A 24,109-nucleotide genomic window follows, 5' to 3' on the forward strand; every position below is an offset into this window, starting at 1 on the left:
TGTGCAGTTCGGACCCGTGAAGGTGCCGACTCGCGGGATCGAGAGCGGGTCAGGGGGCGGGAAGGAGGAGGCCGATCGACTCCGCGGAGAGCACCCGCTCGATGCCGAGGACGGTGGCTCCGGCGACGCCGGCGTACTCCCCGAGCACGCTGTTGGTCAGCACCAGGTTGCGCGTTGCGAGGGGTAACGCGCGCTGGTAGACCACGCTGCGGACCCCGGCGAGCAGCTCGTCGCTGGCGGCGGTGAGCGAACCGCCGAGGGTCACCCGCGCCGGGTTGTAGAGGTGCACGAGGGTCGCGACGAGCTCGCCGATCAGCCCGGCCGCCTCCCGCACCGCGCCGATCGCGCCGGCGTCGCCGCGCCCGAGCATCGCCCGCAGGTCGGCGATCGAGGGCACGTCGTCGCGGCCGCCGAGCCGGCGGGCGATGGCGCCGGCCGAGGCGACGGCCTCGATGCAGCCGACGTTGCCGCACACGCACGCGTCGTCGGGCGCCCCGCGCACCCGGACGTGCCCGATGTCGCCGGCCGCGCCGTCCGCACCGTGGTGCAGCGAGCCGCCGCCGGTCACGAGCCCGCCGCCGATGCCGGTCCCGACCTTCACGAACAGCAGCGGGACCTGGTCGGCGGGCAGCGCGCGCGCCTCGCCGAGCGCGCGCAGGTTGACGTCGTTCTCCAGCACGGCCGGGCAGCCGAAGGTCTGCTGGAGCCGAGCCGTCACGGGGTAGGCGTGCCAGCCCGGCATGATCGGCGGCCGCACCGGGATCCCGAGATGGTTGTCGACCGGCCCGGGCAGGCCGATCACGACCGCCCGCGCCGGGATGGCCGATCCCGCACGGAGCCGAGTGAGCTCCGTCTCCACCGTCCGGAGCACGGTGTCCGGCCCGTCCGTGACGTCGAGGTCGACGTGGGTGTGGGCGAGCACCCGCTGGGCGAGGTCGGTCACCGCAAGGTGCGCACCTCGCGCGCCGACGTCCGCGAGCAGCACCTGGCCGCCCTCCGCGGCCAGCGCGAGCCGCTCGGCGGGGCGGCCCCGGCCGGCCGTCGGCCGCAGCCCGTCGAGCCGGAGGAGCCCGCCGGCGAGCAGCCCGTCGACCGCGGTGCTCACCGTGGTCCTGGCCAGGCCGGTCGCGGCGACCAGGTCGGCCTTGCTCACCGCCGTGTCCGACGCGACCAGCCGGGCGACGGTGCTGAGCAGCAGCGCCGGGTCGATCCGCCCGGACTGCGGCGGGGCGCTGAGCCGCAACGGGGGCAGCAGTGCGGGACCCGGCAGCGGGGGCCGGGCCGTGGTCGAGTGCGGCAACGCCATCGTCACGCCCCGATATCGTCCGATAAATAGCGCGAAAGGGCATTATTCGGTCGTTGTACGGCGCTGGTCAACGTCTCTACCTTCCCCTCGTGGCGTCACTGCTGACGATGCGCGGGATCGTGAAGACCTTCCCCGGCGTGCGCGCGCTCGACGGCGTCGACCTCGACGTCGCCGCCGGCGAGGTCCACTGCCTGCTCGGGCAGAACGGGGCCGGCAAGTCGACGCTGATCAAGGTGCTGGCGGGCGCCCACCGCCCCGACGCCGGCGCGATCACCTGGGACGGCGACACGGTCACCTTCGGCTCGCCGCACGCCGCCGACGCCGCGGGCATCGCCACCATCCACCAGGAGCTCGACCTCGTGCCCGGGCTGTCGGTCGCGGAGAACGTCGTGCTCGGCCACGAGCCCGCCCGGCTGGGCTTCACCCGCCCGAAGGACGCCGAGAAGATCGCCCGCCGGCTGCTGACGAGGCTCGGCCACCCCGAGATCCCGCCGGGCCGCGAGCTGGGCGACCTGTCCGCCGCCGGCCAGCAGATCGTCAGCATGGCCCGCGCGCTGGCCCGCGACGCCCGCCTGATCGTCATGGACGAGCCCTCGGCGGTGCTCGACCCGGAGGAGGTGCGCAACCTCTTCCGCGTGATCCGCGAGCTCACCGCGGACGGCGTCGCCGTCGTCTACATCTCGCACCGGCTCGAGGAGATCCGCGAGATCGGCGACCGCGTGACCGTGCTCAAGGACGGCCGGACGGTCGCCCGCAACCTGCCGGCCCGGACCACCCCGACCGCGGACGTCATCCGGCTGATGACCGGCCGCTCGCTCGAGTACGTGTTCCCCCCGTCGACGGGCGAGGTCGGCGAGGTCGTCCTCGAGGTCGACGGCCTGGGGCGCGGGACCGAGTTCACCGGTGTCTCGTTCACCGTGCGGGCGGGCGAGGTGGTGGGCCTCGCCGGCCTGGTCGGCTCCGGCCGCTCGGAGATCCTCGAGACGATCTACGGTGCCCGCCGCCCGGACACCGGCGAGGTCCGGGTGCGCGGCCGTGCGCTGCCCCGCGGGTCCGTGCCCGCCGCGGTGCGGGCGGGGCTCGGACTCTGCCCGGAGGAACGCAAGACCCAGGCGCTGCTGCTCGACGAGCCGGTGATGCGCAACGTCTCCCTCCCGGCGCTGCGGCGCTTCGCGCGCGGCGGGTTCCTCGGCGGCGAGGCCGAGCTGGCCGACGCCGGCGTGGTCACCGCACAGCTCGACGTCCGGCCCGCCGATCCGCGCCGGCCCGCCCGCACGCTCTCGGGCGGCAACCAGCAGAAGGTCGTCCTGGCCCGCTGGCTGCTGCACGGCTGCACCGTCCTGCTGCTCGACGAGCCCACCCGCGGCGTCGACGTCGGCGCCCGCAGCGAGATCTACGCGCTGGTCCGCCGGCTCGCGGGCGAGGGCGTCGCGGTGGTGCTGGTCTCCAGCGAGGTGCCCGAGGTGCTCGGGCTGGCCGACCGGGTGCTCGTCGTGCGGGAGGGCCGGATCGTGCACGCGGGCCCGGCCGCCGAGCTCGACGAGCACCGCGTGCTCGACCTGGTGATGGAAGGAGCGGACATGACCGTCGACGGACGGCCGACCGCGGGGGCGGGATCGTGAACGAGCCGAACGCGACCTCCGAGGCGCGGGCGCCGGAGGCACCGGAGGCCCACCCGCCGGCACGGCCGGAACCCTCCCGCGTGGTGCGGCTGCTGTTCGAGGGCGGTGTCGGGCGCAACATGGGTCTCGTCGCCGTGCTGGTGCTGCTCGCGGTGGTCGGCGTGGTCACGGCGCCTCGGACCTTCCCGACGGCGTCGAACCTGCTCACCGTGCTGACCTCGGCGTCGATCATCGGGGTCCTGACCGTCGGGGTCACGTTCGTGATCATCGGCGGCGGCATCGACCTGTCCGTCGGCAAGGTGATGGCGCTGGCGTCGGTGTGGGCCACGACGGTGGCCACGCAGTCGTTCGGCGCGCTCGTGATGATCTTCTGCGCGCTGGCGGTGGGGGTCGGCGCGGGACTGATCAACGGCGTGCTGATCGCGTACGGCCGGATCGTCCCGTTCATCGCCACACTGGCCATGCTGATCTCCGCGCAGGGCCTGGCGGAGCTGATCTCCGGGCGGCGCAGCCAGATCGTCACGGACCCCGTGATCGCGGCCATCGCGAGCACCCGGATCCTCGGCATCCCGCTGCTCGTCTACATCTTCGCCGTGGTCATCGTCGTCGGCTGGGTCGTGCTGAACCGCACCACCTTCGGCCGCCGGACCTTCGCGATCGGCGGCAACCCCGAGGCGGCGCGGCTGGCGGGCGTGGACGTGCGGCGGCACACCGTCCTGCTCTACGTCGTGTCGGGGCTGTGCTGCGGCATCGCGGCCATCATGATCGCCTCGCTCACCACGACCGGCTCGAGCACCCACGGCACGCTCTACGAGCTCGACGCCATCGCCGCGGTGATCATCGGCGGCACGCTGCTCACCGGCGGCCGAGGGACGCTGATCGGCTCCATCCTCGGCGTTCTCGTGTTCACCGTGATCACCAACCTGTTCGTGCTGAACAACCTGGCCATCGAGGTCCAGAACATCGCCAAGGGCGCGATCATCGTCGTCGCGGTGCTCATCCAGGCCCGCGCCCGGCGCTCGTCCACCACCTGACCGCCCACCCGACCCGCCCGACCGACCGACCCGCTGTCCCGCAAAGGAGCGCGAGAGCCATGACCGATTCCCTGCTGCCCGGGGGCCTCGGCCGCCGCGGCTTCCTCGCGGCGCTCGGCGTCGGCACGGTCGCCACGGTGGCGGCGTGCACGAGCAACGAGGCCCCGTCGAGCGGGTCCGGTGCCAACGTCGCCGCGGCCGGCGGCGACAACGCCACGCCGGGCGCCCCGGTCACCATCGGGTTCTCCGCGCCCGCGGCCGACCACGGCTGGATCGCGGCCATCGCGAACAACGCGAAGGCGCAGGCCGAGCAGTACCCCGACGTGACCTTCGCGCCCGTCAACCCGACCAACGACGTCGCCCAGCAGATCGCCGCCGTGGAGACGCTGATCAACCAGAAGGTCGACGCGCTGGTCATCCTGCCCAACGACGGCAGCCAGCTCACCAGCCTCGGGCGCCGCGCGATGGACGCCGACATCCCGGTCATCAACCTCGACCGCATCTTCGACTCGCCGCTGGCCTACCGGACGTGGATCGGCGGCGACAACTACGGCATGGGCGTCAGCGCCGGGACCTACATCGGCGAGCGGCTCCGCGCCGCGAACGTCGCGAACCCGGTCATCGGCGAGGTCGCGGGCATCGACAACCTCCCGCTGACCCAGGAACGCAGCAAGGGTTTCTCCGACGCCCTGGCCTCCTACGGCTACGCGGTCGGCCCGCGGCAGGCCGCGGACTTCACCGCGCAGGGCGGGCAGCGGGTCACGGCGAACCTGCTGCAGGCCGCACCGACGCTCGACGCCCTCTGGAACCACGACGACGACCAGGGCATCGGCGTGCTCGCCGCCATCAACCAGGCGGGGCGCAACGAGTTCTTCATGGTCGGCGGCGCCGGCTCGGCCAACGCGATGCGGGACATCCAGGCCGACAACACCGTGCTCAAGGCGACGGTGACCTACAGCCCGACCATGGCGTCGTCGGCCATCGCGCTGGCCCGGCTCGTCGCGCAGAACCGCGGCATGAGCGACCTGGTGGAGAAGGAGGTCCCGACGTCGATCACACTGGCTTCGGCGACCATCACCAAGGAGAACGTGGCCGACTACCTGCCGCTGGGCTTCGAGTCGTGACCCCTCCGCTCGGCGTCGGCATGATCGGCTACGCCTTCATGGGTGCGGCGCACTCGCAGGCGTGGCGCTCGGCGGCGCACGTGTTCGACCTGCCGCTCGCCCCCGACATGGCGGTCCTGTGCGGTCGCGACCCCGCAGCGGCCCGGGCGGCCGCGGCGAAGCTCGGCTGGCGGTCCGTCGAGACCGACTGGAAGCAGCTGCTGACCCGGGACGACGTCGCGCTCGTCGACGTCTGCACGCCCGGCGACACGCACGCGGAGATCGCGATCGCGGCACTCGACGCCGGCAAGCACGTGCTGTGTGAGAAGCCGTTGGCCAACACCGTCGACGAGGCGCGCGCCATGGTCGCGGCGGCGGAGCGGGCGCGGGCCCGAGGGGTGCGCTCGATGGTCGGGTTCAACTACCGCCGGGTGCCGGCGATCGCGCTGGCCCGGCGGCTGGTGGAGCAGGGCCGGATCGGCCCGGTGCGGCACGTGCGCGCGGTGTACCTGCAGGACTGGATCGTCGACCCGGAGTTCCCGCTGGTCTGGCGGCTGCAGCGGGACAAGGCCGGCTCGGGGGCGCTCGGCGACATCGGCGCGCACATCGTGGACCTCGCGCAGTACGTCGTGGGCGACCGGCTCACCGGCGTCTCCGCGCTCACCGAGACGTTCGTGAAGGACCGGCCGCTGGCGACCGTGTCCGGCGGCCTGTCCGGGGCCGGCGGTGCCGAGCGTGGGCCGGTGACCGTCGACGACGCGGCCCTCTTCCTCGGCCGCTTCGCCGGCGGCGCGGTCGCCTCGTTCGAGGCCACGCGCTTCGCGACCGGGCGCAAGAACGGCCTGCGGCTGGAGATCAACGGCGGGTCGGGCTCGCTGGCGTTCGACTTCGAGGCGATGAACGAGCTCTGGTTCCACGACGGCAGCGAGGCGCCCGACACCGCCGGCTTCCGGCGCATCCACGTCACCGAGCCGACCCACCCGTACATGGAGGCGTGGTGGCCGCCGGGGCACGGGCTCGGCTACGAGCACACCTTCGTGCACGAGGTGGCGGACCTGGTGCGCGACCTGGCGGCGGGGACCGACCCGACGCCGTCGTTCGCCGACGGGCTGCAGGTGCAGCTGGTGCTCGACGCGGTCGAACGGTCCGCGGCCGGGGGCAGCTGCTGGGAGACGATCGAGGGGGACGCGTCATGAGACCGGTCACGCTGTTCACCGGGCAGTGGGCCGACCTGCCCTTCGTCGAGGTGGCGCGGCTGGCGGGTGAGTGGGGCTACGACGGGCTGGAGATCGCCTGCTGGGGCGACCACTTCGACCCGTGGGCGGCCGTCGAGGACGACCGGTACGTGCAGGAGCGGCTCGACATCCTGGAGAAGCACGGGCTGCGGGTGTACGCGATCTCCAACCACCTCACCGGCCAGGCGGTCTGCGACGACCCGATCGACGAGCGGCACAAGGGGATCGTGCCCGCGCGGGTGTGGGGCGACGGCGAGCCCGAGGGGGTGCGGCAGCGGGCGGCGGAGGCGATGCAGGTGACCGCCCGGGCGGCGGCGAAGCTCGGGGTGCGCACGGTCGTCGGGTTCACCGGCTCCGCCATCTGGAAGACGGTCGCGATGTTCCCGCCCGTGCCGCAGTCGATGGTGGACGCGGGCTACCGGGACTTCGCCGACCGCTGGAACCCGATCCTCGACGTGTTCGACGAGGTGGGCGTGCGGTTCGCGCACGAGGTGCACCCGTCGGAGATCGCCTACGACTACTGGACGACGGTCGCGGCGCTCGAGGCCGTCGGGCACCGGGAGGCGTTCGGGCTCAACTGGGACCCGAGCCACTTCGTGTGGCAGGACCTCGACCCGGCCGGGTTCCTGTGGGACTTCCGGGACCGGATCTACCACGTCGATTGCAAGGACGCGAAGCGCCAGGTCGGCAACGGGCGCAACGGCCGGATGGGCTCGCACCTGCCGTGGGCGGACCCGCGGCGCGGGTGGGACTTCGTGTCCACCGGGCACGGCGACGTCCCGTGGGAGGCGTGCTTCCGGATGCTCAACACGATCGGCTACGACGGGCCCGTGTCGATCGAGTGGGAGGACGCCGGCATGGACCGGCTGATCGGGGCGCCGGACGCGCTGGCGTTCGTGCGGCGCAACCTGTTCGACCCACCCGGGGCGGCGTTCGACTCGGCCTTCGGCGGCAACTGAGGTTTCGCAGCTCAGCAGGGGTCGTGAGTGGCAACTGCCCCGCTAGGGGCAGTTGCCGCGCACGGGTCAGCCGGGGTCCGCGCGCAGCCGCTCGACCACGTCGTCGTCCCAGCGGTGGGTGCGCAGCAGGCGGTAGCGCTGGCAGGCGAGGTGCAGGTAGGCGTCCGTCTCGGTGCGGTCGCCGATCAGCGCGGCCTGGGCGAGCAGCCGCACCACCGGGCGGTACTCCTCGGCCCACCAGCGGCGGGCGACGGTCTCGCGGTCGAGGTAGCGGCCCTCGCTCTGCATCAGCCGGAAGCCCCACGCCTCGACGGTCTCGGACAGCTCCGCGTAGTTCCAGGCGTCGGCGACCTCGATCGTGGCCAGCTGGGTGCGGCCGAGCGGGACCCGGTCGAGGAAGACCCGCCGCAGGTCCTTCGTGATGAGGTCGCCGCGGTGCACGATGCCGTTCGGGTCGATCTTCGTGGTGACCTCGGTGATCAGGGCGTCGATCGTGCGCAGGCCCAGGGCGTGGGCGACCGAGACCCGGTGGTGCCCGTCCCGGACGAAGTGCAGCCCGCCCACCCGGTACAGGTCCACGGGCGGGATCGTCTCGCCGCGCCGCTGCGCCCGGGCCAGCCGCTCCCAGCGTTCCCGGCTGTGCCGGCTGCGCGGCCGGAACCAGCGGTCGAAGTCCGTGGTGCGGTCCACGCTGCCGACGATCGTGTCCAGCTCCACGATGTGGATGCCCGGCAGGCGACGCTCGCCCGTGCGGCCCAGGGCGGCCACGACCTCGTCGAACGGGAGGATCTCCGAGACGTCGTCGGGTTCGTGGCGCAGCCACGCCACCAGACGCGAGAGCACCTGCCGGCGGCGCTGGCGGAGGAAGTCGTGCTCCGCGTCGGCCTGCGGGAAACCCGTCTCCACTAGAGGTCCAGCACCTTCCTGCCGACGACGTTGACGACCCGGGTGGTGCCGAGCATCCGGTCCGGTACGGGCTCACCGTAGGGGTGGATGTGACCGTGCACCAGGAACCGCGGCTGCAGCTGCGCGACCACCCCGTGCAGGCAGACGAAGCCGCGGTGCGGGCCGTCCTCGCGGTCGCCGCAGTGCCGGGGCGGGGCGTGCGTGAGCAGCACGTCGACCCCCCTGCCGTCCTTGCGCCGGGCCCGCTTCGCCAGCCGGACGAGCCGCTTCGCCCGCCGCGTCTGCTCGGCCTCGGTCCACTGGTTGGGGCCGGGCCGGTAGCGCAGGCAGCCGCCGAGCCCGGCGATCCGCAGCCCGCCGGCGTCGACGATGCGGCCGTCGGCGTTCTCGAACCCGGCCGGGCCGGGCCACTCGCAGGGGTGCCCGGCGCTGGTCCACAGCCCGCGGCGCTGGCGGAAGCCGCTCAGGTCGCGGTCGTGGTTGCCGGGGACCATCACGGCGGGCCGGTCCACGTCGTCCGCGATCGCCGCCAGGTAGTCGAAGGGCAGGTCGCCCGCGGCCAGCACGAGGTCGACGGCGCCGCGCCGGGCCGCGCCGCAACGCAGTCCGGGGATCTCCTCGTCGGCCACCGCCAGGGTTCGCACCATCGCCCGACCAGCCTATTCGTTCCCGTCCCGGCGCGCGTCCCCTTGGGTGGCGGCCCCGGATGGGCCAGGATCGTGCGGGTGAGCGGAACGGACACCAGCGCGCCGGAGACCGTCCTGCCGGGGGCCGACACCGCCCTGGACCAGCCCGCCCGGGCCTTCGACCGGATCGTCCGCAACAGCGACGCCCACCGCGCGCAGCTGCGGACCACGATCCACCGGATGGGCCTGAGCGGGCGCAAGCGCACGCTGCTGGTCCTGGGCTGCGGCAGCGGGGCGCCGGTGCAGGGGGTCGTCGACGAGGCGCCGGGATGGAAGGTCGTGGCCGTCGACGAGTCCGCGGAGCTCGTCGGCACCGCGCGGCGGCTGGACTGGGCACCGGACTACCGGTTCCTGCACGGCACCCTCGGCACGCTCGACGACGCCCTGCGCGCCGAGGGCATCGAGCCGCGGTTCGACGGGATCCTCGTCGTGTTCCAGATGCGCCACCAGCGCAACCTCGACGACACCCTCGACTACCTGCTGGAGCTGCTCAAGCCGGGGGCGCCGCTGGCGGTGCACGAGTACTCGGTGCGCGGCGACCGCGCGGCCCGGACGCGCTGGACCGCGGCGTGCTGGCTGGACTACCTGCCGCGGATCCGGATGCGCGGGCGGGTGCCGGGGATGGCGTCGTACCTGTGGCATTCGGTGCTCCGGTTCGACTCCCCGTCGATGTTCAAGGAGCGACTCGAGGTCGCCGGGTTCACGGACGTCCGGGTCCAGACGGTCGGCGGCTGGCAGGAGCACATCCTCTACACGTTCCTCGGGCGCAAGCCGGAGGACGAGCCCGACGAACCGCTCGACGACCTCGACACCGCGGACACCGGTGCCGACTCGTGGGCGGACCGCGGCACCGACACCCCGCCCGCCGCGTCGGCGCCGGTCCCGGCGCCGCGGCCGAGCCCGTCGGAACGGCCCGAGTGGGGGCCGGTGTCGGGGCGGGCGGAGCTCGCCGACGACCGGGGCGACGTCTTCGACCTCGACGAGGAGGAGGACGAGGCCGGCTACGCGGCGCGGGACGGGGACACCGACCCCGACTCCGACCTCGACTCCATCGACACCGACGACGACGGCCCCACCTCGTACGCGGACATGGACGAGTTCGAGGACAACCACGACCTCGACGGCACGCAGTACCTCGACGACCCGGACGAGACGGTGCTGTTCACCCACGCCGACGCGGACGCCGAGACCCCGCCCGTGGGGGTGCCGGTGGTCGAGGGGGCGGGGCAGCGGCCCGGCCGCGCGGAGGGCGAGGGGACCGAACAGCACCGCCGGCAGTCGCCGCGCGAGGAGCCGACGGAGGCGGTGGAGCGGGAGGCTCCGGCGCCGCCCGTCGAGGCGAACGCGGTCGCGCGGACCGGGGAGGTCGACGCCCCCACCCTCGCCGAGGACGCCGACGCGGGCCGGCCCGTCGAGCCGGCCGAATCCACCGAGTCCACCGAGCGCACGGAGCTCGCCGAGGCCGCCGCTCCTGGGGAGCCCACCGAGCGCGTCGACACCGACGAGCTCGCCGGGCAGGACCCGGAGCCCAGGCAGGACCCGGAGCCCAGGGAGGTGCCGGAGCCCAGGGAGGAGTCGGAGCCCAGGGAGGAGTCGGAGCCCAGGGAGGTGCCGGAGCCCAGGGAGGAGTCGGAGCCCAGGGAGGAGTCGGAGCCCAGGGAGGAGCCGGAGCCCAGGGAGGAGGCGCCGCGCGCTCCGGCGACCCGCCGTGTCCGCAACCTCTTCCGCGGGTCGCGCCGCGGCGCCGCCCAGGCCGAGCCGCCCGGCTCGCCCTGGCTGCGCCGGGCCGAGCGGGAGGCCACGCGCGGGGACGACCCGAAGGACGCTGCCGAGGGCGACCCGGAGGACGCCGCCGTGGCCGACTCCGGGGTCGGAGCCGAGCAGCGCGAGTAGCGCCTACCGCGTCCGGACCGTGTACCGCCGCTCCGCGTAGGCGATGTCGTCCTTCCACAGCCGGGCGGCGGTGGCGCGGACCAGCGGCCGCAGCGCCCCGCCCACCTTCGCGACCTGCGCGAACCCGCCCCGGTCCGAGTACGCCACGACCGCCTCGATCACCGCCGTGCGGGGCGCACCGTCGGGGCCGGGGCCGAGCGGCGTCGCGTGCGTCTCGACCACGCTGCCGGTGCCCTCGCCGTCGACGATCTCCATCGTGACCGTGCGCGGCTCGGGGCAGCTGAACGCGGCGTGCACCGGCACCCCGATCCGCCCGGCGACCCGGAAGCTGACCTCCACGAGGAACCGGTCCTCGGCCTCGGTGACCCCGGGGGAGGGGGCGTCGAGCACCCGCAGCGACGCGAACGAGTACGGGTGGAACCAGGCGCCGTGCCACGGGTCGAGCCGGTTGGCGACCACGTCCTGCGGCTCGCACCGCCCGATCACCGTCGCGACGGCGGCGAACGACCCCTCCGCCGGCGGTCGCGGTCCCAGCACGGGCGCCTCGGTGGGGCCCTCGCCGGGAGCCAGCAGGTCGTCGAGCCGGACCCAGGCCAGCACGCCGTCGTCGTGCGCGGGCAGCGGCGACCAGCCCGGTCGCCCGCCGGCACCCAGGGCGAGCCCGTGCCACCGGCAGATCAGCTGCCCGTCGTGGACCGGGGCGTCACAGAGCGCGGCACCGAGGTGCGGACAGGCACCGGGCCCGACGTGCAGCGCACCCGCGTCGTCGCGCCAGGCCACGAGCTCACGACCGGCCACGGTCCGCCCGAACGCCTTCCCGGGGCGCACCTCCCGGCTGGCGGCGAGCACCACCCAGCCGCCCGACGGCCGCGCGGCCGCCCGCTCGGTCGCGGCGCGGATCAGCGCGGGGCTGGCCCCCCGCCAGGACGGCTCCTGCTCCGCCCACGGGGGAGTGCGCAGCAGGCGGAGGGGGGTGACGGGGCGGCGCTTCGGCACGGGTCGAAGGCTAGCCAGGTCCGGCCGATCCGCGAGTCGAACCTCCACGTCGTGAGCGGCGACAGCCGCTGGGGCGACCATCACCGCTCACAGCGGCTAGAGCCAGTTGTTCTTGCGGAAGTTGCGGTAGAGCAGCCCGCAGGCCAGCACGATGATCATGATCACGAGGGGGTAGCCGAACTGCCAGTGCAGCTCGGGCATGTAGTCGAAGTTCATCCCGTAGATGCCGGCGACCATCGTGGGCACGGTGATCAGCGCGGCGTACGCGGTGATCTTGCGCATGTCGGAGTTCTGCCGCATGGACACCTTGGCCAGCACGGCGTCGACCAGCGTGGTGAGCAGCTCGTTGAAGCCCGCGACGCGCTCGGCGACCCCGGACAGGTGGTCCTCGACGTCCCGGAAGTAGCTGCGGACGTCGTGCGGGATGAGCGAGCTGTACCCCTCGGTGATCTTGTGCAGCGGCTTGAGCAGCGGGGTGACGGCGCGGCGCAGCTCGAGGATCTCGCGCTTCATCACGTAGATCTGCTCGGGGTCCATCGTGGTGCGCGGGGCGAAGACCTCGGCCTCGAGCTCGTCGATGTCGTCCTCGATCGCCTCGGTGACCTCGAGGTAGGTGTCGACGACGTGGTCGGCGATGGCGTGCAGCACCGCCGCCGGGCCGAGGGCGAGCTGCTCGGCGTCCTCCTCCAGCTTGCGCCGCACCGCCGCGAGGCCGGTGTGCTTGCCGTGCCGGACCGTGACCACGAAGTCCCGGCCGACGAAGGCCTGCACCTCGCCCGTCTCGACGATCTCGTTGCTGGTGGTCGGCTCGACGTGCCCCACGTAGCTCACGGTCTTGAGCACCATGAACAGCGTGTCGTCGTAGCGCTCGAGCTTGGGCCGGTTGTGCGCGTGCACCGCGTCCTCGACGGCGAGCTCGTGCAGGCCGTAGGTCTCGGCGATGCCGGTGATCTGGTCCTCGGTGGGCTCGTGCAGCCCGATCCAGACGAAGCCCTCGCCGCGCTCGCGGACCTCGTCGATCGCCGCGTCGTGCGTCCAGCGGCCCGGCAGCCGCTCGCCGTCGACGTACACGCCGCAGTCGACCACGTAGGCCGAGACGGGTACGCGCAGCCGCGGCAGCACGCTGGTGTGGGCGTTGCGACCCAGGCGGGCACGCGAGCCGGCCGCCTTGATGGCGGGGCGGAGGGAGGACAGGGGCGGCACGGCGCACCTCCTGCGGCGAGAACGGGCGGGGACGCGGGGAAGGCACGTCTCGCCGGACGCCGCAGGGCGTGACTCAGCCCACGACGGGAGCGGCGGGGACGCGCTCGGTACTGCTGCCTGGCGCCGGATCCATCGCGCGTCACCTCCTCCGCCACTCGCCGGTCCCCGTGCGTGACCGTGATCGCGCCGCGCCTCTCAGGAAGCGGGCCACCGGCTAGATTACCCGGCCGTACGGATTGTCGGCGATGGAGGCGAGAACGTTGCAGTTCGGCCGTTACTACGAGGAGTTCGAGGTCGGGGCGGTGTACAAGCACTGGCCCGGGAAGACGGTCACCGAGTACGACGACCACCTCTTCTGCCTCCTGACGATGAACCACCACCCCCTCCACATGGACGCGAACTACGCGGAGGAGACGACGGACTTCAAGCGCAACGTCGTCGTCGGGAACTACATCTACTCGCTGCTGCTGGGCATGTCCGTGCCGGACGTGTCGGGCAAGGCGATCGCGAACCTCGAGGTCGAGTCGCTGAAGCACACCAGGCCGACCTTCCACGGGGACACGATCTACGGCGAGACCGAGGTCCTGGACAAGACCGAGTCGAAGTCGAAGGACGACCGCGGCGTGGTCTACGTGGAGACCCGCGGCTACAAGCAGGACGGCACCGTCGTGTGCACCTTCCGGCGCAAGGTGATGGTCCCCAAGCGCAGCTACGGCGACTCCCGCGGCGGCGAGCAGCCGGGCCGCCCGGTCCCGGCCTCCTGAGCCGGCCGAGTCGATCTGAGACGAACGGCACTCTCGCTCAGCAGATCTGAGCGAGAGTGCCGTTCGTCCGTTCGGGGAGGCTCAGCGCGGCAGGACCGCCCAGCCCGCGAGGGTCTCGGCGAGACCGTCGACCAGGGGGAGCGCGGCGAACTCGGCGGCGTCGACCCAGCGGGCGTCGGTGGCGTCGTCGCCGGCGACGAGCGTGCCCCCGACGAGCGTGCAGCGGTAGTCCGCGATCCGGTACGGCCCTACGAGAACGGTGCCGACGTGCGGCCCCGCCGACACCGCCAGCCCCGTCTCCTCGGCCATCTCGCGGACGAGCGCGGCGGCGTCGTCCTCGCCCGGCTCGACGTGCCCGCCGGGGAGCGACCAGAGCCCTCGCCCGGGCTCCGTCCCCCGTTTGATCAGCAGTAACCTGCCGGCCGTGTCGTGCAGGATTGCCCCCACGCAGGGGACGTGTCGGCTACCCTCGGTCATCGGCCGAAACGGTACGCTCCCCGCGTGGCCGTATCCTCACGCCGGGGATGTCGGTATTTTCTGATCTTGCCAGCTCCTCCTGCCGGAACGGTGGTCGTGTGAACGTCAAGAAGCTGACCGGGCTGATCGTCATCGCCCTGGTTGTGTTCTTCATCGTGACGAACCCCAGCGGCGCCTCGGGCGCCGTCAACGGCATCGGCAACTGGCTCTACGGCGTCGGCACGAACATCACGAGCTTCCTCTCCAGCCTGGCACCCTGATGCTCGCGCCCCGGGAGATCGACGAGTACCTGCTCCCCACGGAGCGGCGGGTCATCCGGGTGCGGCAGCACTGGGCCGTCATGATCCCGCACATCACGCAGACCGGGCTGTTCCTCATCGCGATGATCGCGATCGACCGGCTGCTGCAGGGGCGGGTCGGCGAGGCCGGCGGCTTCGGCGAGGCGCTCGTCGACAACCTGACCTTCTACCTGGCGCTGGTCGCGGTGCTGCGCTTCACGGTGAACTCGATCCTCTGGTGGATCGAACGCATCGTGATCACGGACAAGCGCGTGATGCTCGCGCAGGGCATCATCACGCACAGCGTGGGCATGATGCCGCTGGGCAAGGTCACGGACCTGACCTTCGAGCGCAGCATCGGCGGCCGCATGCTCGGCTACGGCACGCTGATCGTGGAGTCCGCCGGTCAGATCCAGGCGCTGAACCGGATCGACTACATGCCGCGGCCGGAGGAGATCTACGAGGCGCTCTCCGAGCTGGTGTTCGGCGAGAAGGGCAAGACCCGGGCCACCGGCATGCTCGCCCGCAACCGCTGGCGGCGCTGAGACCCGTCGCCGGGCCGGGACCTTCGTCCCTGTCCCGGCCCGCATCGGTCCCGTCCCGGACCGCCCCTGTGCCCTCGCGACGCCCCGCCGCCGCCCGGGAGGGTGATCACCGGACGTGAGCGCAGCCGGGATCGGAGGGCCGGATGACACCCGATCCCGCCCGGCGCCCCCTCGATCCGCGGCTGCTCCGCCACGCCGCGGCGGCCCGCCGGTTCGTGCTGGCCGCCCTCGCCATCGCCGTCGCGGCCGCGCTCCTGGTGATGGTGCAGGCCCAGCTCCTGGCGACCGTCGTCGCCGACGGGTTCCTCGGCGGCGCCGGGCTCGCGGCGCTGCTGCCGCTGCTGGGGTTCGCCGCCCTGGCCGTCGTCGGACGGGCCGGGCTCGCCTGGGCGGGCGAGGTGGCGGCCTACCGGGCGTCGGCCGACGTCGTGCGGGAGCTGCGCAGCCGGGTCGTCGGGCACGTGCTCCGGCTCGGGCCGCGGCACCGCGCCCTGCCCCCGGCCGGCGAGGTGGCCACGCTGACCGCCCGCGGGCTCGACGACCTCGAGGCGTACTTCGGCCGCTACCTGCCGGCCCTGCTGGTCGCGGCCGTGGTCCCGGTCGTCCTGGCGGTCCGCATCCTCACCGCCGACTGGCTGTCCGGGCTGCTCGTGGGGTTGACGGTGCCGCTGATCCCGCTCTTCGCGGTGCTCGTCGGACTGCACACGCAGCGCTCGACGGCCCGGCGCTGGCGCACGCTCGCCGTGCTCGGGCACCACTTCCTCGACCTCGTCGCGGGGCTCGACGTGCTGGTCGCCTTCGGCCGCGCGGGGCACCAGGCCGGTCGGCTGCGCACGATGACGGAGGCCTACCGGCGGGCGACGATGCGCACCCTGCGCGTGGCGTTCCTGTCGGCGCTGGTCCTGGAGCTCGTCGCGACCCTGTCGGTGGCGCTGGTCGCGGTCTCCATCGGGCTCCGGCTGGTCGACGGCTCGCTCGACCTCGCCACCGGGCTCCTCGTGCTCCTGCTCGCCCCCGAGGTCTACCTGCCGCTGCGGGCGGTCGGGGCGCGCTTCCACGACGCCGCCGCGGGCACCGCCGCCGCCTCCGCGGCGCTCGACCTGCTCGACACCCCGGTCCCGGCTGCCGGCCCGGCCGCGGCGCCGGACCCCGCGACGCGTCCGGTCGTGCTCGACGGGATACGGGTCGACGGTCGCGCCGCACCGATCCTCGACGGGCTCGACCTGACCCTGCACCCCGGCGAGATCGTCGGCGTGCGTGGGCCCAGCGGCTGCGGCAAGACGACCCTGGTCGAGCTCCTCGCCGGGCTGCGTACGCCGGACGCCGGCCGGGTCCTGGTCGGCGGGACCGACCTGGCCGACGTCGACCCGGCCGTCCGGCGCCGCCGGGTCGCGTGGGTGCCGCAGCGGCCCGTGCTGCTCGCGGGCACCGTCGCGGAGAACATCGCGCTCGCCGATCCGGGCGCCGGGCCGGATGCGGTCGCGCGGGCCGCCGGGCTCGCCCGGCTCGACGTCCCGCCGGACACCCGGGTCGGGGAGGACGGCGCCGGCCTGTCCACCGGACAACGGCGCCGGGTCGCCCTGGCCCGTGCCGTGCTCGCCGACCGCCCGCTGCTGCTCCTCGACGAACCGACCGAGGGTGTCGACGCGGCCACGGAGGCGGCGATCGGCGCCGGCCTCGCGGAGATCGCCGCCGGTCGGACCGTTGTGCTGGTCAGCCACCGGCCCGAGCTGCTGGCCCGGTGCGACCGGGTCGTCACGCTCGCGCCCACGCCCTTCGCGGAGGAGGAGGTCACGCAGACCCCCGGTGCACGAAGCCCGGAGCCGACCCCGGCCGACGACGCGCCCCGGCCGGGAACTCCCGTGCCGCTGCGGCCCGTGGCGAAGGGGCAGCGGGGCCGGCTGGTCGTGGCCGCGCTGCTCGGTGCGGCGGCGCTCGGCTCGGGCGTCGCGCTGACCGCCACCTCGGCCTGGCTCATCTCGGCCGCGGCCCTGCAGCCGCCGGTGCTGACGCTGATGGTCGCGATCGTGGGCGTGCGCGCGTTCGGCCTCGGCAAGGGCGTGTTCCGGTACGCCGAGCGGCTCGTGTCGCACGACGCCGCGCTCCGGGTGGGCAGCGCGCTGCGCGTCCGGGTCTGGGCCGACCTCGTCCGGCTCGGCCCGGCCGCCACCGCGCGGCACCGCCGCGGCGACCTGCTGACCCGGCTCGTCGCCGACACCGACGCACCGCAGGACCTGCTGGTCCGCGTGCTGCTGCCGGCCACCGCCGCCGCGCTCGTGGGCGGTGCCGCCGTGCTCGGCTTCGCGCTGCTGCTCCCGCTCGCGGGGGCGGTGCTGGCGGCCGGGCTGCTCGTCGCCGGGGTCGGCGCGCCCGCGCTCGCCGCGACCGCCGCACGCCGCACCGAGCGCCGCACCGCCGCGGCCCGGGCCGAGGTCACGGCCCGCACCGTCGAGCTGCTCGACGCCGCCGCCGACCTGCTCGTCCTCGGCGCCGCGGACCGCGCCCACGCCGCCCTCGACGAGGCCGACGCCCGGCTCGCCGCCCTCCGCCGACGGGCGGCCGGCGCGACCGGTGCCGGCGCCGCACTGGCGGTCCTGGCCGTCGGGCTCACGGCCGTCGTGTGCGCGGGGCTGGGGCTCTCGGGGTTCGCGGCCGGCACCGTGCCCGGCCCGGTGATCGCCGTGCTCGCCCTGACCCCGCTCGCGTTCGCCGAGGTGGTCGCCCCGCTCCCGGAGGCCGCCGTCCGCCTGCTGTCGATCCGCCCGGCCCTGCGCCGGCTGCGGGACCTCGGGGAACGGGAGCCGGTCGTCGTCGAGCCCGCGGCCGCGGCGGGGGTGCCCGCACCGCGGTCGCTGCAGGCCCGTGAGCTCGGTGTCCGCTGGCCCGGCGCGGCCGTCGAGGCCGTGCACGGCGTGGACCTCGACCTCGGCGGCGGCCGCCGGGTCGCGCTCACCGGCCCGTCGGGCAGCGGCAAGTCGACGGTCGTCGCGGCCCTGCTGCGGACCCTCCCGCCCAGCTCGGGCAGCCTGCACGCGGACGGCCGCGACGTGCGCGCGCTCCACGCCGACGACGTGCGGGCCGGGATCGCCTGGTGCGGGCCGTGGGCGCACCTCTTCGACAGCACGCTGCGCGCCAACCTCGCCCTCGCCGCACCCGGGGCGAGCGACGACGACCTGGTCGCGGCCCTGCGCCGCGCCGCGCTCGGGTCGTGGTTCGACGCCCTGCCCGCGGGCCTGGACACGGCGGTCGGCGCACACGGCGGCGCGGTGTCGGGCGGCGAGCGTCAGCGGCTCGGGGTGGCCCGCGCGCTGCTCGCCGACCGGCCGATCCTCGTCCTCGACGAGCCCACCGCCCACCTCGACGCCGCGACCGGCGCCGCGCTCGCGGCGGAGATCCTCGCGGCCACGGCCGACCGGACCGCCCTGCTCGTCACGCACCGGCCCGAGCAGACCCCGGGCGTGCCGCGGCTCGACCTCGGCCGGAGCCGCAGCCCGGTGTGAGTCGCCCCAACCGTTCGGGCGACGTGGTCGGCCACGCGCGGGGCGTCGGCCATCGCCCTCAGCGACGGGTTCACCGCGCCGATGCGGGGCCCTCGGTGGGGTCGTCGCCGTGCCGGCCGTGGACCTCGTGACGGTGCTCGGCCCCGGGTGTAGTACGGCTTCCGGTCGAGGGATCAGGCCGCGCTCACGGCCGTCCCTCCTTGGCGGGCTCCGCGGGCTCGGCCGCGTCGTCGTAGACGTCCCGCAGCGTCTCGATCTCCTGCGTGGTGAAGGTCCGCTCCCGCCGCGCGTCGCGGGCGAAGGCGGCCGCCCAGGTCAGCACCGCGCCGACCCGGTTGCGGTACCCGGTGAGGAAGGCCAGGTGGAGGACCAGCCAGGCCAGCCAGCCGCCGAGCCCGCCGAACTTCAGCGGCCCGGCCGAGACGACGGCGTTGCCGCGCGAGAGGTAGGCGGCCGAGCCCAGGTCGTGGTACCGGAACGGACGGACCGGGCGCCCGGCCGACCGGTGCCGGATGCGGCGGCCCGCGTACATCCCGGCCTGCATCGCGACCTCCGCGACGCCCGGCAGGTGGTCCCGGCTCATCAGGTCGCCGATCACGGAGATCTCCGGGTGCCCCGGCACCGTGAGGTCCGGCTCGACCTCGATCCGCCCGGCGCGGTCGCGCGGGGCGCCCGTCGCCTCGGCGAGCGCCTTCGCGATCGGGGGTGCCTCCACCCCGGCTGCCCACAGCACGGTCCCCGCAGGGTACCGCTCCGTCGCGCCGGTGCCGTCGCGCACGTCCAGGCCCCGCGCGTCCACGCCGGTGACCACGGAGCCGAGGTGCAGCTCCACCCCGAGCGCGCGCAGCCCGGCCGCAGCCTTGGCCGACAGCGCCGGCCCGAACGACGCCAGCGGCGCCTTCCCGGCGTCGAACAGCAGCACCCGGGCGTCCTCCGGGCGGATGCGGTGGAACTCCCGGCGCAGCGTGCGCGTGGCCAGCTCCCGGATCTGGCCGGCCAGCTCGACGCCCGTGGGCCCGGCCCCGACGACGGCGAACGTGAGCCACCGCCGTTGCTCGTCCGGGTCGGCCGCGGTCTCGGCCAGCTCGAACGCGCCGAAGACCCGGCGCCGGATCGCGAGGGCGTCGGCGATGGTCTTCATGCCGAGCGCGTACCGGGCGAACTCGTCGTGGCCGAAGTAGGACTGCCGGACGCCCGCGGCGACGATCAGGTCGTCGTAGGCCAGGGTCAGGCGCTCGCCGTTGGGCCGCTCCGCGAGGACGGTGCGGGCCTGCGGATCGACGTCGACGACGTCGGCCAGCACGCAGTCGACCGTGCGGTGCCGCTTCAGGACGTCGCGCAGCGGCGCCGCGATCTGGCCCTCGGACAGGATCCCCGTCGCCACCTGGTAGAGCAGCGGCTGGAACAGGTGGTGCTGCGCGCGGTCGACGAGCGTCACGGCGATCGTGGGGTCGCGCAGCGCCCGGGCGGCGAAGAGTCCGGCGAAGCCGCCACCGACGATCACGACGCGGTGCGGGACCGGGCCCACGGCGCCGTCGTGGGAGCGGCCGACGAGGGTCAGCCGGTGGGGTCGTGCCACGAGTCCCCCTCGGGCAGCAGGTCGTCGGCCTCCTTGGGGCCCCAGGTGCCGCGTTGGTAGCGCTGCAGGGGCACCACGTCGCCGAGGATCGGGTCGACCACCCGCCAGGCGGCCTCGACGGTGTCCTGCCGGGCGAACAGGACCCGGTTGCCGTCCAGGGCCGCGTCGATCAGGCGGTCGTAGGGGCGCGCGTCGTCCGCCGCGTGCTCGGCGAAGACCAGCTCCTGCTCCTGGGGCACGCGCTCGATCCCCTGCTTCTTGCCCGCCAGGGTCAGCGAGACCGCGGCGTTCGGCCAGATGCGGAAGCGCAGGGCGTTGACCGGGCGCGGGCCGGGCACGTCGAAGACGTCGAGCGGGGCCGGCCGGAAGCGGATGCTCACCTCGGTGGCGGTCACCGGCATCGTCTTGCCCGCGCGGATCAGGATCGGGACGCCCGCCCAGCGCCACGAGTCGAGCTCCAGCCGGATGGCCGTGTACGACTCGGTCGTCGACACCGGGTCGACGCCGGGCACCTCCCGGTAGCCCTCGTACTGGCCGCGGACGGTGTTCTCCGGGGTGAGCGGGCGGATCGCCTTCAGCACGCGGGCCTTGGCGTCGACCCAGGTCAGCAGGCCGGAGCCGTCCGGCGGGTCGGCGACCACGGTGGCCAGGACCTGCAGCATGTGGTTCTGGACGACGTCGCGGGTGGCGCCGGTGCGGTCGTAGAAACGGCCGCGGTCGGCGACGTCGAACGCCTCCGCCATGGTGATCTGGATGCTCTCGACGCGGTCGCGGTTCAGCAGCGGCTCGAAGATCGAGTTGGCGAAGCGCGCGACCAGCACGTCGTTGAGGGGGTCGAGGCCCAGCCAGTGGTCGACCCGGTAGATCGCGTCCTCCGGGAAGTACTTCAGCATGGTCTCGTTCAGGGCCTGCGCGCTCTGCAGGTCCGTCCCGAACGGCTTCTCGACCATCACCCGGGCGCCCTCGGCCCGCCCGGCCCCGGAGATGCCCTCGGCGATCCGGGCGAACAGGATCGGCGGCACCTCCAGGTAGTAGAGGATCCGCGTGCCGTCGCCGATCTCCCGGCTCATCGCCTCGTAGGTCGCCGGGTCGCCGAGGTCGCCGTCGACGTAGCGCAGCAGGCCCAGCATGTCCCGGCCGGGGCCCGAGTCCGGGTCCAGGTCGTTGCGGCGCAGCGACTGCGCGGCGTAGTCCCGGAACTGCGCCAGGTCCCACCCGCTCTTCGCGACGCCGATCACCGGCACGTCGAGGACGCCCCGCTCCACCAGCCCGACGAGCGCCGGGAAGGTCTCCAGCTTCGCCAGGTCCCCGGTCGCGCCGAAGATCACGAGGGCGTCCACCCGGTCCGTCGGCATGGCCTGCTCCTGTCCGCCGAGGTCTGCGAGGTCCTGCGGGTGCCCGCCACCGTGCGGTCGCGGGGCGGCGGCCACCTCACTCGCACCGGATGAGCCGGACCCGCCGGCCCGGTCGACGTCCGCGGGCGCGGCGGACGAATCGGACACGCGCGCCGGCGCCGTGTGCGAGCACGGCGTTCAGGTCGCCCGCGCCGGGTGATGCCCGTCCGGTGTGCCGACCCGACGGTGAGCCGCGTGTCCGTGGTCGACCTCGCGCGCCTGCAGTTCGCCGGAACGACGATCTACCACTTCCTGTTCGTCCCGCTGACGATCGGGCTGGCGGTGCTGACCGCGGTCCTGCAGACCTGCTGGTACCGCACGGACAAGCCGGAGTACCTGCGGCTCACGCGGTTCTTCGGCGTCCTGCTGGTGATCAACGTCGCGGTCGGCGTGGTCACCGGGCTCGTGCAGGAGTTCCAGTTCGGGATGAACTGGTCGGGCTACTCGCGGTTCGTCGGCGACGTGTTCGGGGCGCCGCTGGCGATGGAGGGGCTGGCGGCCTTCTTCCTGGAGTCGACGTTCCTGGGGCTGTGGGTGTTCGGGTGGGAGCGGCTGTCCCGGCGGGTGCACCTGGCCACGATCTGGGCCGTCGCCGTCGGCGGCGTGCTCTCGGCCGCGTTCATCATGGCCGCGAACTCGTGGATGCAGAACCCGGTCGGCTACGAGATCAACCCGGTGACGCAGCGGGCGCAGCTCACGAGCATCGGCGCCGTGCTGACCAACCCGGTGTTCCTGCGCAGCCTGCTGCACGTTCTGCTCGCGTCGCTGGTCACGGCGGCGGTCGTCATGCTGGCCGTGGCGGCGTGGCACCTGCGCCGGAAGTCGCACGCCGCGGAGTTCGGCCACGCGGCGCGGGTCGCGCTGGCCGTGCTGGCCCCGGCCCTGGCGCTCAACCTGCTCGTCGGCAGCGAGCTGGGCGTCACCGAGGGCGAGTACCAGCCCATGAAGATCGCGGCGGCCGAGGCGCAGTGGCAGACCTGCCAACCGTGCTCGTTCTCGCTGTTCCAGATCGGCGGGGGCAACAACGACCAGACGCCGTCGAAGATCATCCAGGTCCCGCACCTGCTCTCGCTGCTGGCCACCAACTCGTGGAACGGGCAGGTGGTGGGGCTCAACGACCTGCAGGCGCAGTACGTGCAGCAGTACGGCCCCGGCGACTACGTGCCCAACGTGTTCGTCCAGTACTGGGCGATGCGGGTGATGGCCTACCTCGGCAGCCTGCTGCTCGTCGTCGCGCTCTGGGGGCTGTGGCGGCGGAAGCGGCTCGTCGAGTCGCGCCGCTTCCTCGCGGTGGCGATCTGGTGCCTGCCGCTGCCGTTCCTGGTCAACACCGCGGGCTGGATCCTGACCGAGAACGGCCGCCAGCCCTGGATCGTGCAGGGACTGCAGAAGACGGCGGACGCCAACTCGCCGTCGGTGACCGCGGCGGCGATCCTCACCAGCCTGCTGATCTTCCTCGTGCTCTACGGGGTGCTGGGCGTCGTGGACTGGATCCTCATGGCGCGCTACGCCCGCCGGGAGCTCCCGGCCGAGGAGGCCGCCGACGAGGTCGAGGCGCCCGCCCCGGCGCCGACCTACTGACCCGGGAGGTGGGCCGGTGACCCTCGTCGCGTTCTGGTTCGTCGTCCTCGCGGTGGTGTGGACCGGGTTCCTGCTGCTCGAGGGGTTCGACTTCGGGGTGGGCATGCTGCACGGCGTCGTCGGGCGCGACGAGGCCGGGCGCGACCTCGCGATCCGCAGCATCGGGCCGGTGTGGGACGGCAACGAGGTGTGGCTCGTGCTGGCCGCCGCCGGAACCTTCGCGGCCTTCCCGGTCTGGTACGCGACGATGTTCTCGGCCTACTACCCGGTGCTCGTCGTCGTGCTGGTCGCGCTGATCCTGCGGGGGGTGTCCTTCGAGTTCCGCGCCCACTCGGGGTCGACGCGCGCCCGGGCGCTGTGGAGCGGCGCGCTCACCGGCGGGAGCCTGGTGGTCCCGCTCGGCCTCGGCATCCTGCTCGGCGGGCTGCTGGCCGGGGTCCCGATCGACTCCGCGCAGGAGTTCGTGGGCGGGGCCGGGGACCTGTTCCCGGCGTACGCGCTGATGACCGGAGCGACGGTCGTGCTGGTGTGCCTGGTCCACGGGGCGGTGTTCCTCGCCCTGAAGACCACGGCGGCCCTGCGCCGGCGGGCCCTCGGGATCGCCCGGGCCCTCGCCCCGGTGGTCGCCGTCGTCGTCACCGGGTGGGCGGCCTGGACCCGCGTCACCGCCGGCGACGGGGTGCTGCTGTCCGTGGCCGAGTTCGGGGCGATCCTCGCCGCGATCACGGCGGCCGCCTTCGTGCACGTCCGGCGGGAGGGGCTCGCGTTCGCCGCCACGGCCACGACCATGGCGGCCCTGACGACGTCGATCTTCTCCGAGCTGTACCCGCGCGTGATGGTGTCCAGCCTCGGCCCCGCGAACGACCTGACCACCACGAGCACCGCCTCCGCCTCGTACGCGCTGACGGTCATGACGGTGGTCCTGGCGGTGCTGCTGCCCGTCGTCCTGGCCTACCAGGCGTGGACCTACCACGTGTTCCGCGCCCGGCTCCGCGGCCCGGCGCGTGCGCCGGAGCCGCCGCCGGTGACGTCCGCCGATCCCGGTTAG

General features: G+C 74.1%; 20 protein-coding genes. 12 read left to right on the top strand and 8 right to left on the bottom strand.

Annotated elements, in window-relative coordinates; translation table 11 throughout:
• Positions 1-49 precede the first annotated feature (49 nt).
• Entirely contained in the window at positions 50-1,306 is a 1,257-nt protein-coding gene (locus ACQP04_RS06370) for an ROK family protein (protein WP_433508317.1), read from the bottom strand.
• A 107-nt stretch (positions 1,307-1,413) separates the two neighbouring features.
• On the opposite strand from ACQP04_RS06370, the gene ACQP04_RS06375 reads away from it, so the two are divergent.
• The 5 genes from ACQP04_RS06375 to ACQP04_RS06395 are packed head-to-tail and all read left to right on the top strand — an operon-like array spanning position 1,414 to position 7,259.
• On the top strand, positions 1,414-2,928 hold the full coding sequence (locus ACQP04_RS06375) for a sugar ABC transporter ATP-binding protein (protein ID WP_433508318.1): 1,515 nt from the start codon (positions 1,414-1,416) through the stop codon (positions 2,926-2,928).
• Positions 2,925-3,962 (top strand): ABC transporter permease, encoded by a 1,038-nt coding sequence (locus tag ACQP04_RS06380; RefSeq protein ID WP_433506125.1) that lies wholly within the window; start codon positions 2,925-2,927, stop codon positions 3,960-3,962. Before ACQP04_RS06375 ends, ACQP04_RS06380 begins: the two co-directional genes overlap by 4 nt.
• Positions 3,963-4,021: 59 nt before the next feature.
• The gene (locus ACQP04_RS06385; protein WP_433506126.1) at positions 4,022-5,086 is read left to right on the top strand and encodes a substrate-binding domain-containing protein; all 1,065 of its coding nucleotides are present in this window, start codon (positions 4,022-4,024) and stop codon (positions 5,084-5,086) included.
• 20 nt (positions 5,087-5,106) lie between these two features.
• Positions 5,107-6,261 (top strand): Gfo/Idh/MocA family protein, encoded by a 1,155-nt coding sequence (locus tag ACQP04_RS06390; RefSeq protein ID WP_433508319.1) that lies wholly within the window; start codon positions 5,107-5,109, stop codon positions 6,259-6,261.
• Complete coding sequence (locus tag ACQP04_RS06395; RefSeq protein WP_433506127.1) at positions 6,258-7,259, top strand: sugar phosphate isomerase/epimerase family protein; 1,002 nt, start codon at positions 6,258-6,260, stop codon at positions 7,257-7,259. Before ACQP04_RS06390 ends, ACQP04_RS06395 begins: the two co-directional genes overlap by 4 nt.
• Before the next feature lie 66 nt (positions 7,260-7,325).
• On the opposite strand, the gene ACQP04_RS06400 is transcribed toward ACQP04_RS06395, so the two are convergent.
• Positions 7,326-8,165, bottom strand: coding sequence for a chromosome partitioning protein ParB (locus tag ACQP04_RS06400; protein ID WP_433506128.1), 840 nt, complete (start codon positions 8,163-8,165; stop codon positions 7,326-7,328).
• A complete protein-coding gene (locus ACQP04_RS06405; RefSeq protein WP_433506129.1) occupies positions 8,165-8,812 on the bottom strand; it encodes a metallophosphoesterase family protein in 648 nt (215 codons plus the stop codon). The genes ACQP04_RS06400 and ACQP04_RS06405 overlap by 1 nt, the downstream gene beginning before the upstream one ends.
• A 78-nt stretch (positions 8,813-8,890) precedes the next feature.
• Between ACQP04_RS06405 and ACQP04_RS06410 the strand changes: the two genes are divergently transcribed.
• Positions 8,891-10,744: a methyltransferase gene (locus ACQP04_RS06410; protein ID WP_433506130.1), complete on the top strand. Its 1,854-nt coding sequence runs from the start codon at positions 8,891-8,893 to the stop codon at positions 10,742-10,744.
• 3 nt (positions 10,745-10,747) lie between these two features.
• Here ACQP04_RS06410 and ACQP04_RS06415 read toward each other — a convergent pair whose 3' ends face one another.
• The gene (locus ACQP04_RS06415) at positions 10,748-11,740 is read right to left on the bottom strand and encodes a DUF5914 domain-containing protein (RefSeq protein WP_433506131.1); all 993 of its coding nucleotides are present in this window, start codon (positions 11,738-11,740) and stop codon (positions 10,748-10,750) included.
• A 96-nt stretch (positions 11,741-11,836) separates the two neighbouring features.
• Positions 11,837-12,943 carry a magnesium/cobalt transporter CorA gene (corA, locus tag ACQP04_RS06420; protein WP_433506132.1) on the bottom strand — a complete coding sequence of 369 codons (1,107 nt, stop codon included), beginning with the start codon at positions 12,941-12,943 and terminating at the stop codon, positions 11,837-11,839.
• 260 nt (positions 12,944-13,203) lie between these two features.
• Here corA and ACQP04_RS06425 point away from each other — a divergent pair, with 260 nt between their 5' ends.
• Entirely contained in the window at positions 13,204-13,707 is a 504-nt protein-coding gene (locus ACQP04_RS06425) for a MaoC family dehydratase (protein WP_433506133.1), read from the top strand.
• A gap of 81 nt (positions 13,708-13,788) precedes the next feature.
• On the opposite strand, the gene ACQP04_RS06430 is transcribed toward ACQP04_RS06425, so the two are convergent.
• The gene (locus tag ACQP04_RS06430) at positions 13,789-14,184 is read right to left on the bottom strand and encodes an NUDIX hydrolase (protein ID WP_433506134.1); all 396 of its coding nucleotides are present in this window, start codon (positions 14,182-14,184) and stop codon (positions 13,789-13,791) included.
• Positions 14,185-14,282: 98 nt separating this feature from the next.
• Here ACQP04_RS06430 and ACQP04_RS06435 point away from each other — a divergent pair, with 98 nt between their 5' ends.
• From ACQP04_RS06435 to cydD, 3 genes are all read left to right on the top strand, one after another.
• The gene (locus ACQP04_RS06435) at positions 14,283-14,444 is read left to right on the top strand and encodes a hypothetical protein (protein ID WP_197040525.1); all 162 of its coding nucleotides are present in this window, start codon (positions 14,283-14,285) and stop codon (positions 14,442-14,444) included.
• Positions 14,444-15,007 (top strand): PH domain-containing protein, encoded by a 564-nt coding sequence (locus ACQP04_RS06440; protein ID WP_433506135.1) that lies wholly within the window; start codon positions 14,444-14,446, stop codon positions 15,005-15,007. The genes ACQP04_RS06435 and ACQP04_RS06440 overlap by 1 nt, the downstream gene beginning before the upstream one ends.
• 143 nt (positions 15,008-15,150) lie before the next feature.
• Complete coding sequence (cydD, locus tag ACQP04_RS06445; RefSeq protein ID WP_433506136.1) at positions 15,151-18,507, top strand: thiol reductant ABC exporter subunit CydD; 3,357 nt, start codon at positions 15,151-15,153, stop codon at positions 18,505-18,507.
• Positions 18,508-18,691: 184 nt separating this feature from the next.
• Here cydD and ACQP04_RS06450 read toward each other — a convergent pair whose 3' ends face one another.
• Together ACQP04_RS06450 and zwf are read right to left on the bottom strand one after the other, a co-directional pair.
• Complete coding sequence (locus tag ACQP04_RS06450) at positions 18,692-20,086, bottom strand: NAD(P)/FAD-dependent oxidoreductase (protein ID WP_433506137.1); 1,395 nt, start codon at positions 20,084-20,086, stop codon at positions 18,692-18,694.
• Positions 20,065-21,441: a glucose-6-phosphate dehydrogenase gene (gene zwf / locus ACQP04_RS06455; protein WP_433506138.1), complete on the bottom strand. Its 1,377-nt coding sequence runs from the start codon at positions 21,439-21,441 to the stop codon at positions 20,065-20,067. Before zwf ends, ACQP04_RS06450 begins: the two co-directional genes overlap by 22 nt.
• 234 nt (positions 21,442-21,675) lie before the next feature.
• On the opposite strand from zwf, the gene ACQP04_RS06460 reads away from it, so the two are divergent.
• A complete protein-coding gene (locus tag ACQP04_RS06460; protein ID WP_433506139.1) occupies positions 21,676-23,061 on the top strand; it encodes a cytochrome ubiquinol oxidase subunit I in 1,386 nt (461 codons plus the stop codon).
• 16 nt (positions 23,062-23,077) lie between these two features.
• A complete protein-coding gene (gene cydB / locus ACQP04_RS06465; protein ID WP_433506140.1) occupies positions 23,078-24,109 on the top strand; it encodes a cytochrome d ubiquinol oxidase subunit II in 1,032 nt (343 codons plus the stop codon).

The organism is Pseudonocardia halophobica (assembly GCF_050948485.1).
Lineage (GTDB): Bacteria > Actinomycetota > Actinomycetes > Mycobacteriales > Pseudonocardiaceae > Pseudonocardia > Pseudonocardia halophobica.

What these genes read in the sequence shown, in the direction of transcription:
- zwf (WP_433506138.1), bottom strand. Translation starts at nt 21,441, where the DNA reads ATGCCGACGGACCGGGTGGACGCCCTCGTGATCTTCGGCGCGACCGGG.
- ACQP04_RS06385 (WP_433506126.1), top strand. Translation starts at nt 4,022, where the DNA reads ATGACCGATTCCCTGCTGCCCGGGGGCCTCGGCCGCCGCGGCTTCCTC.
- ACQP04_RS06395 (WP_433506127.1), top strand. Translation starts at nt 6,258, where the DNA reads ATGAGACCGGTCACGCTGTTCACCGGGCAGTGGGCCGACCTGCCCTTC.
- cydD (WP_433506136.1), top strand. Translation starts at nt 15,151, where the DNA reads ATGACACCCGATCCCGCCCGGCGCCCCCTCGATCCGCGGCTGCTCCGC.
- ACQP04_RS06370 (WP_433508317.1), bottom strand. Translation starts at nt 1,306, where the DNA reads ATGGCGTTGCCGCACTCGACCACGGCCCGGCCCCCGCTGCCGGGTCCC.
- ACQP04_RS06405 (WP_433506129.1), bottom strand. Translation starts at nt 8,812, where the DNA reads ATGGTGCGAACCCTGGCGGTGGCCGACGAGGAGATCCCCGGACTGCGT.
- ACQP04_RS06440 (WP_433506135.1), top strand. Translation starts at nt 14,444, where the DNA reads ATGCTCGCGCCCCGGGAGATCGACGAGTACCTGCTCCCCACGGAGCGG.
- ACQP04_RS06430 (WP_433506134.1), bottom strand. Translation starts at nt 14,184, where the DNA reads ATGACCGAGGGTAGCCGACACGTCCCCTGCGTGGGGGCAATCCTGCAC.
- ACQP04_RS06375 (WP_433508318.1), top strand. Translation starts at nt 1,414, where the DNA reads ATGCGCGGGATCGTGAAGACCTTCCCCGGCGTGCGCGCGCTCGACGGC.
- ACQP04_RS06390 (WP_433508319.1), top strand. Translation starts at nt 5,107, where the DNA reads ATGATCGGCTACGCCTTCATGGGTGCGGCGCACTCGCAGGCGTGGCGC.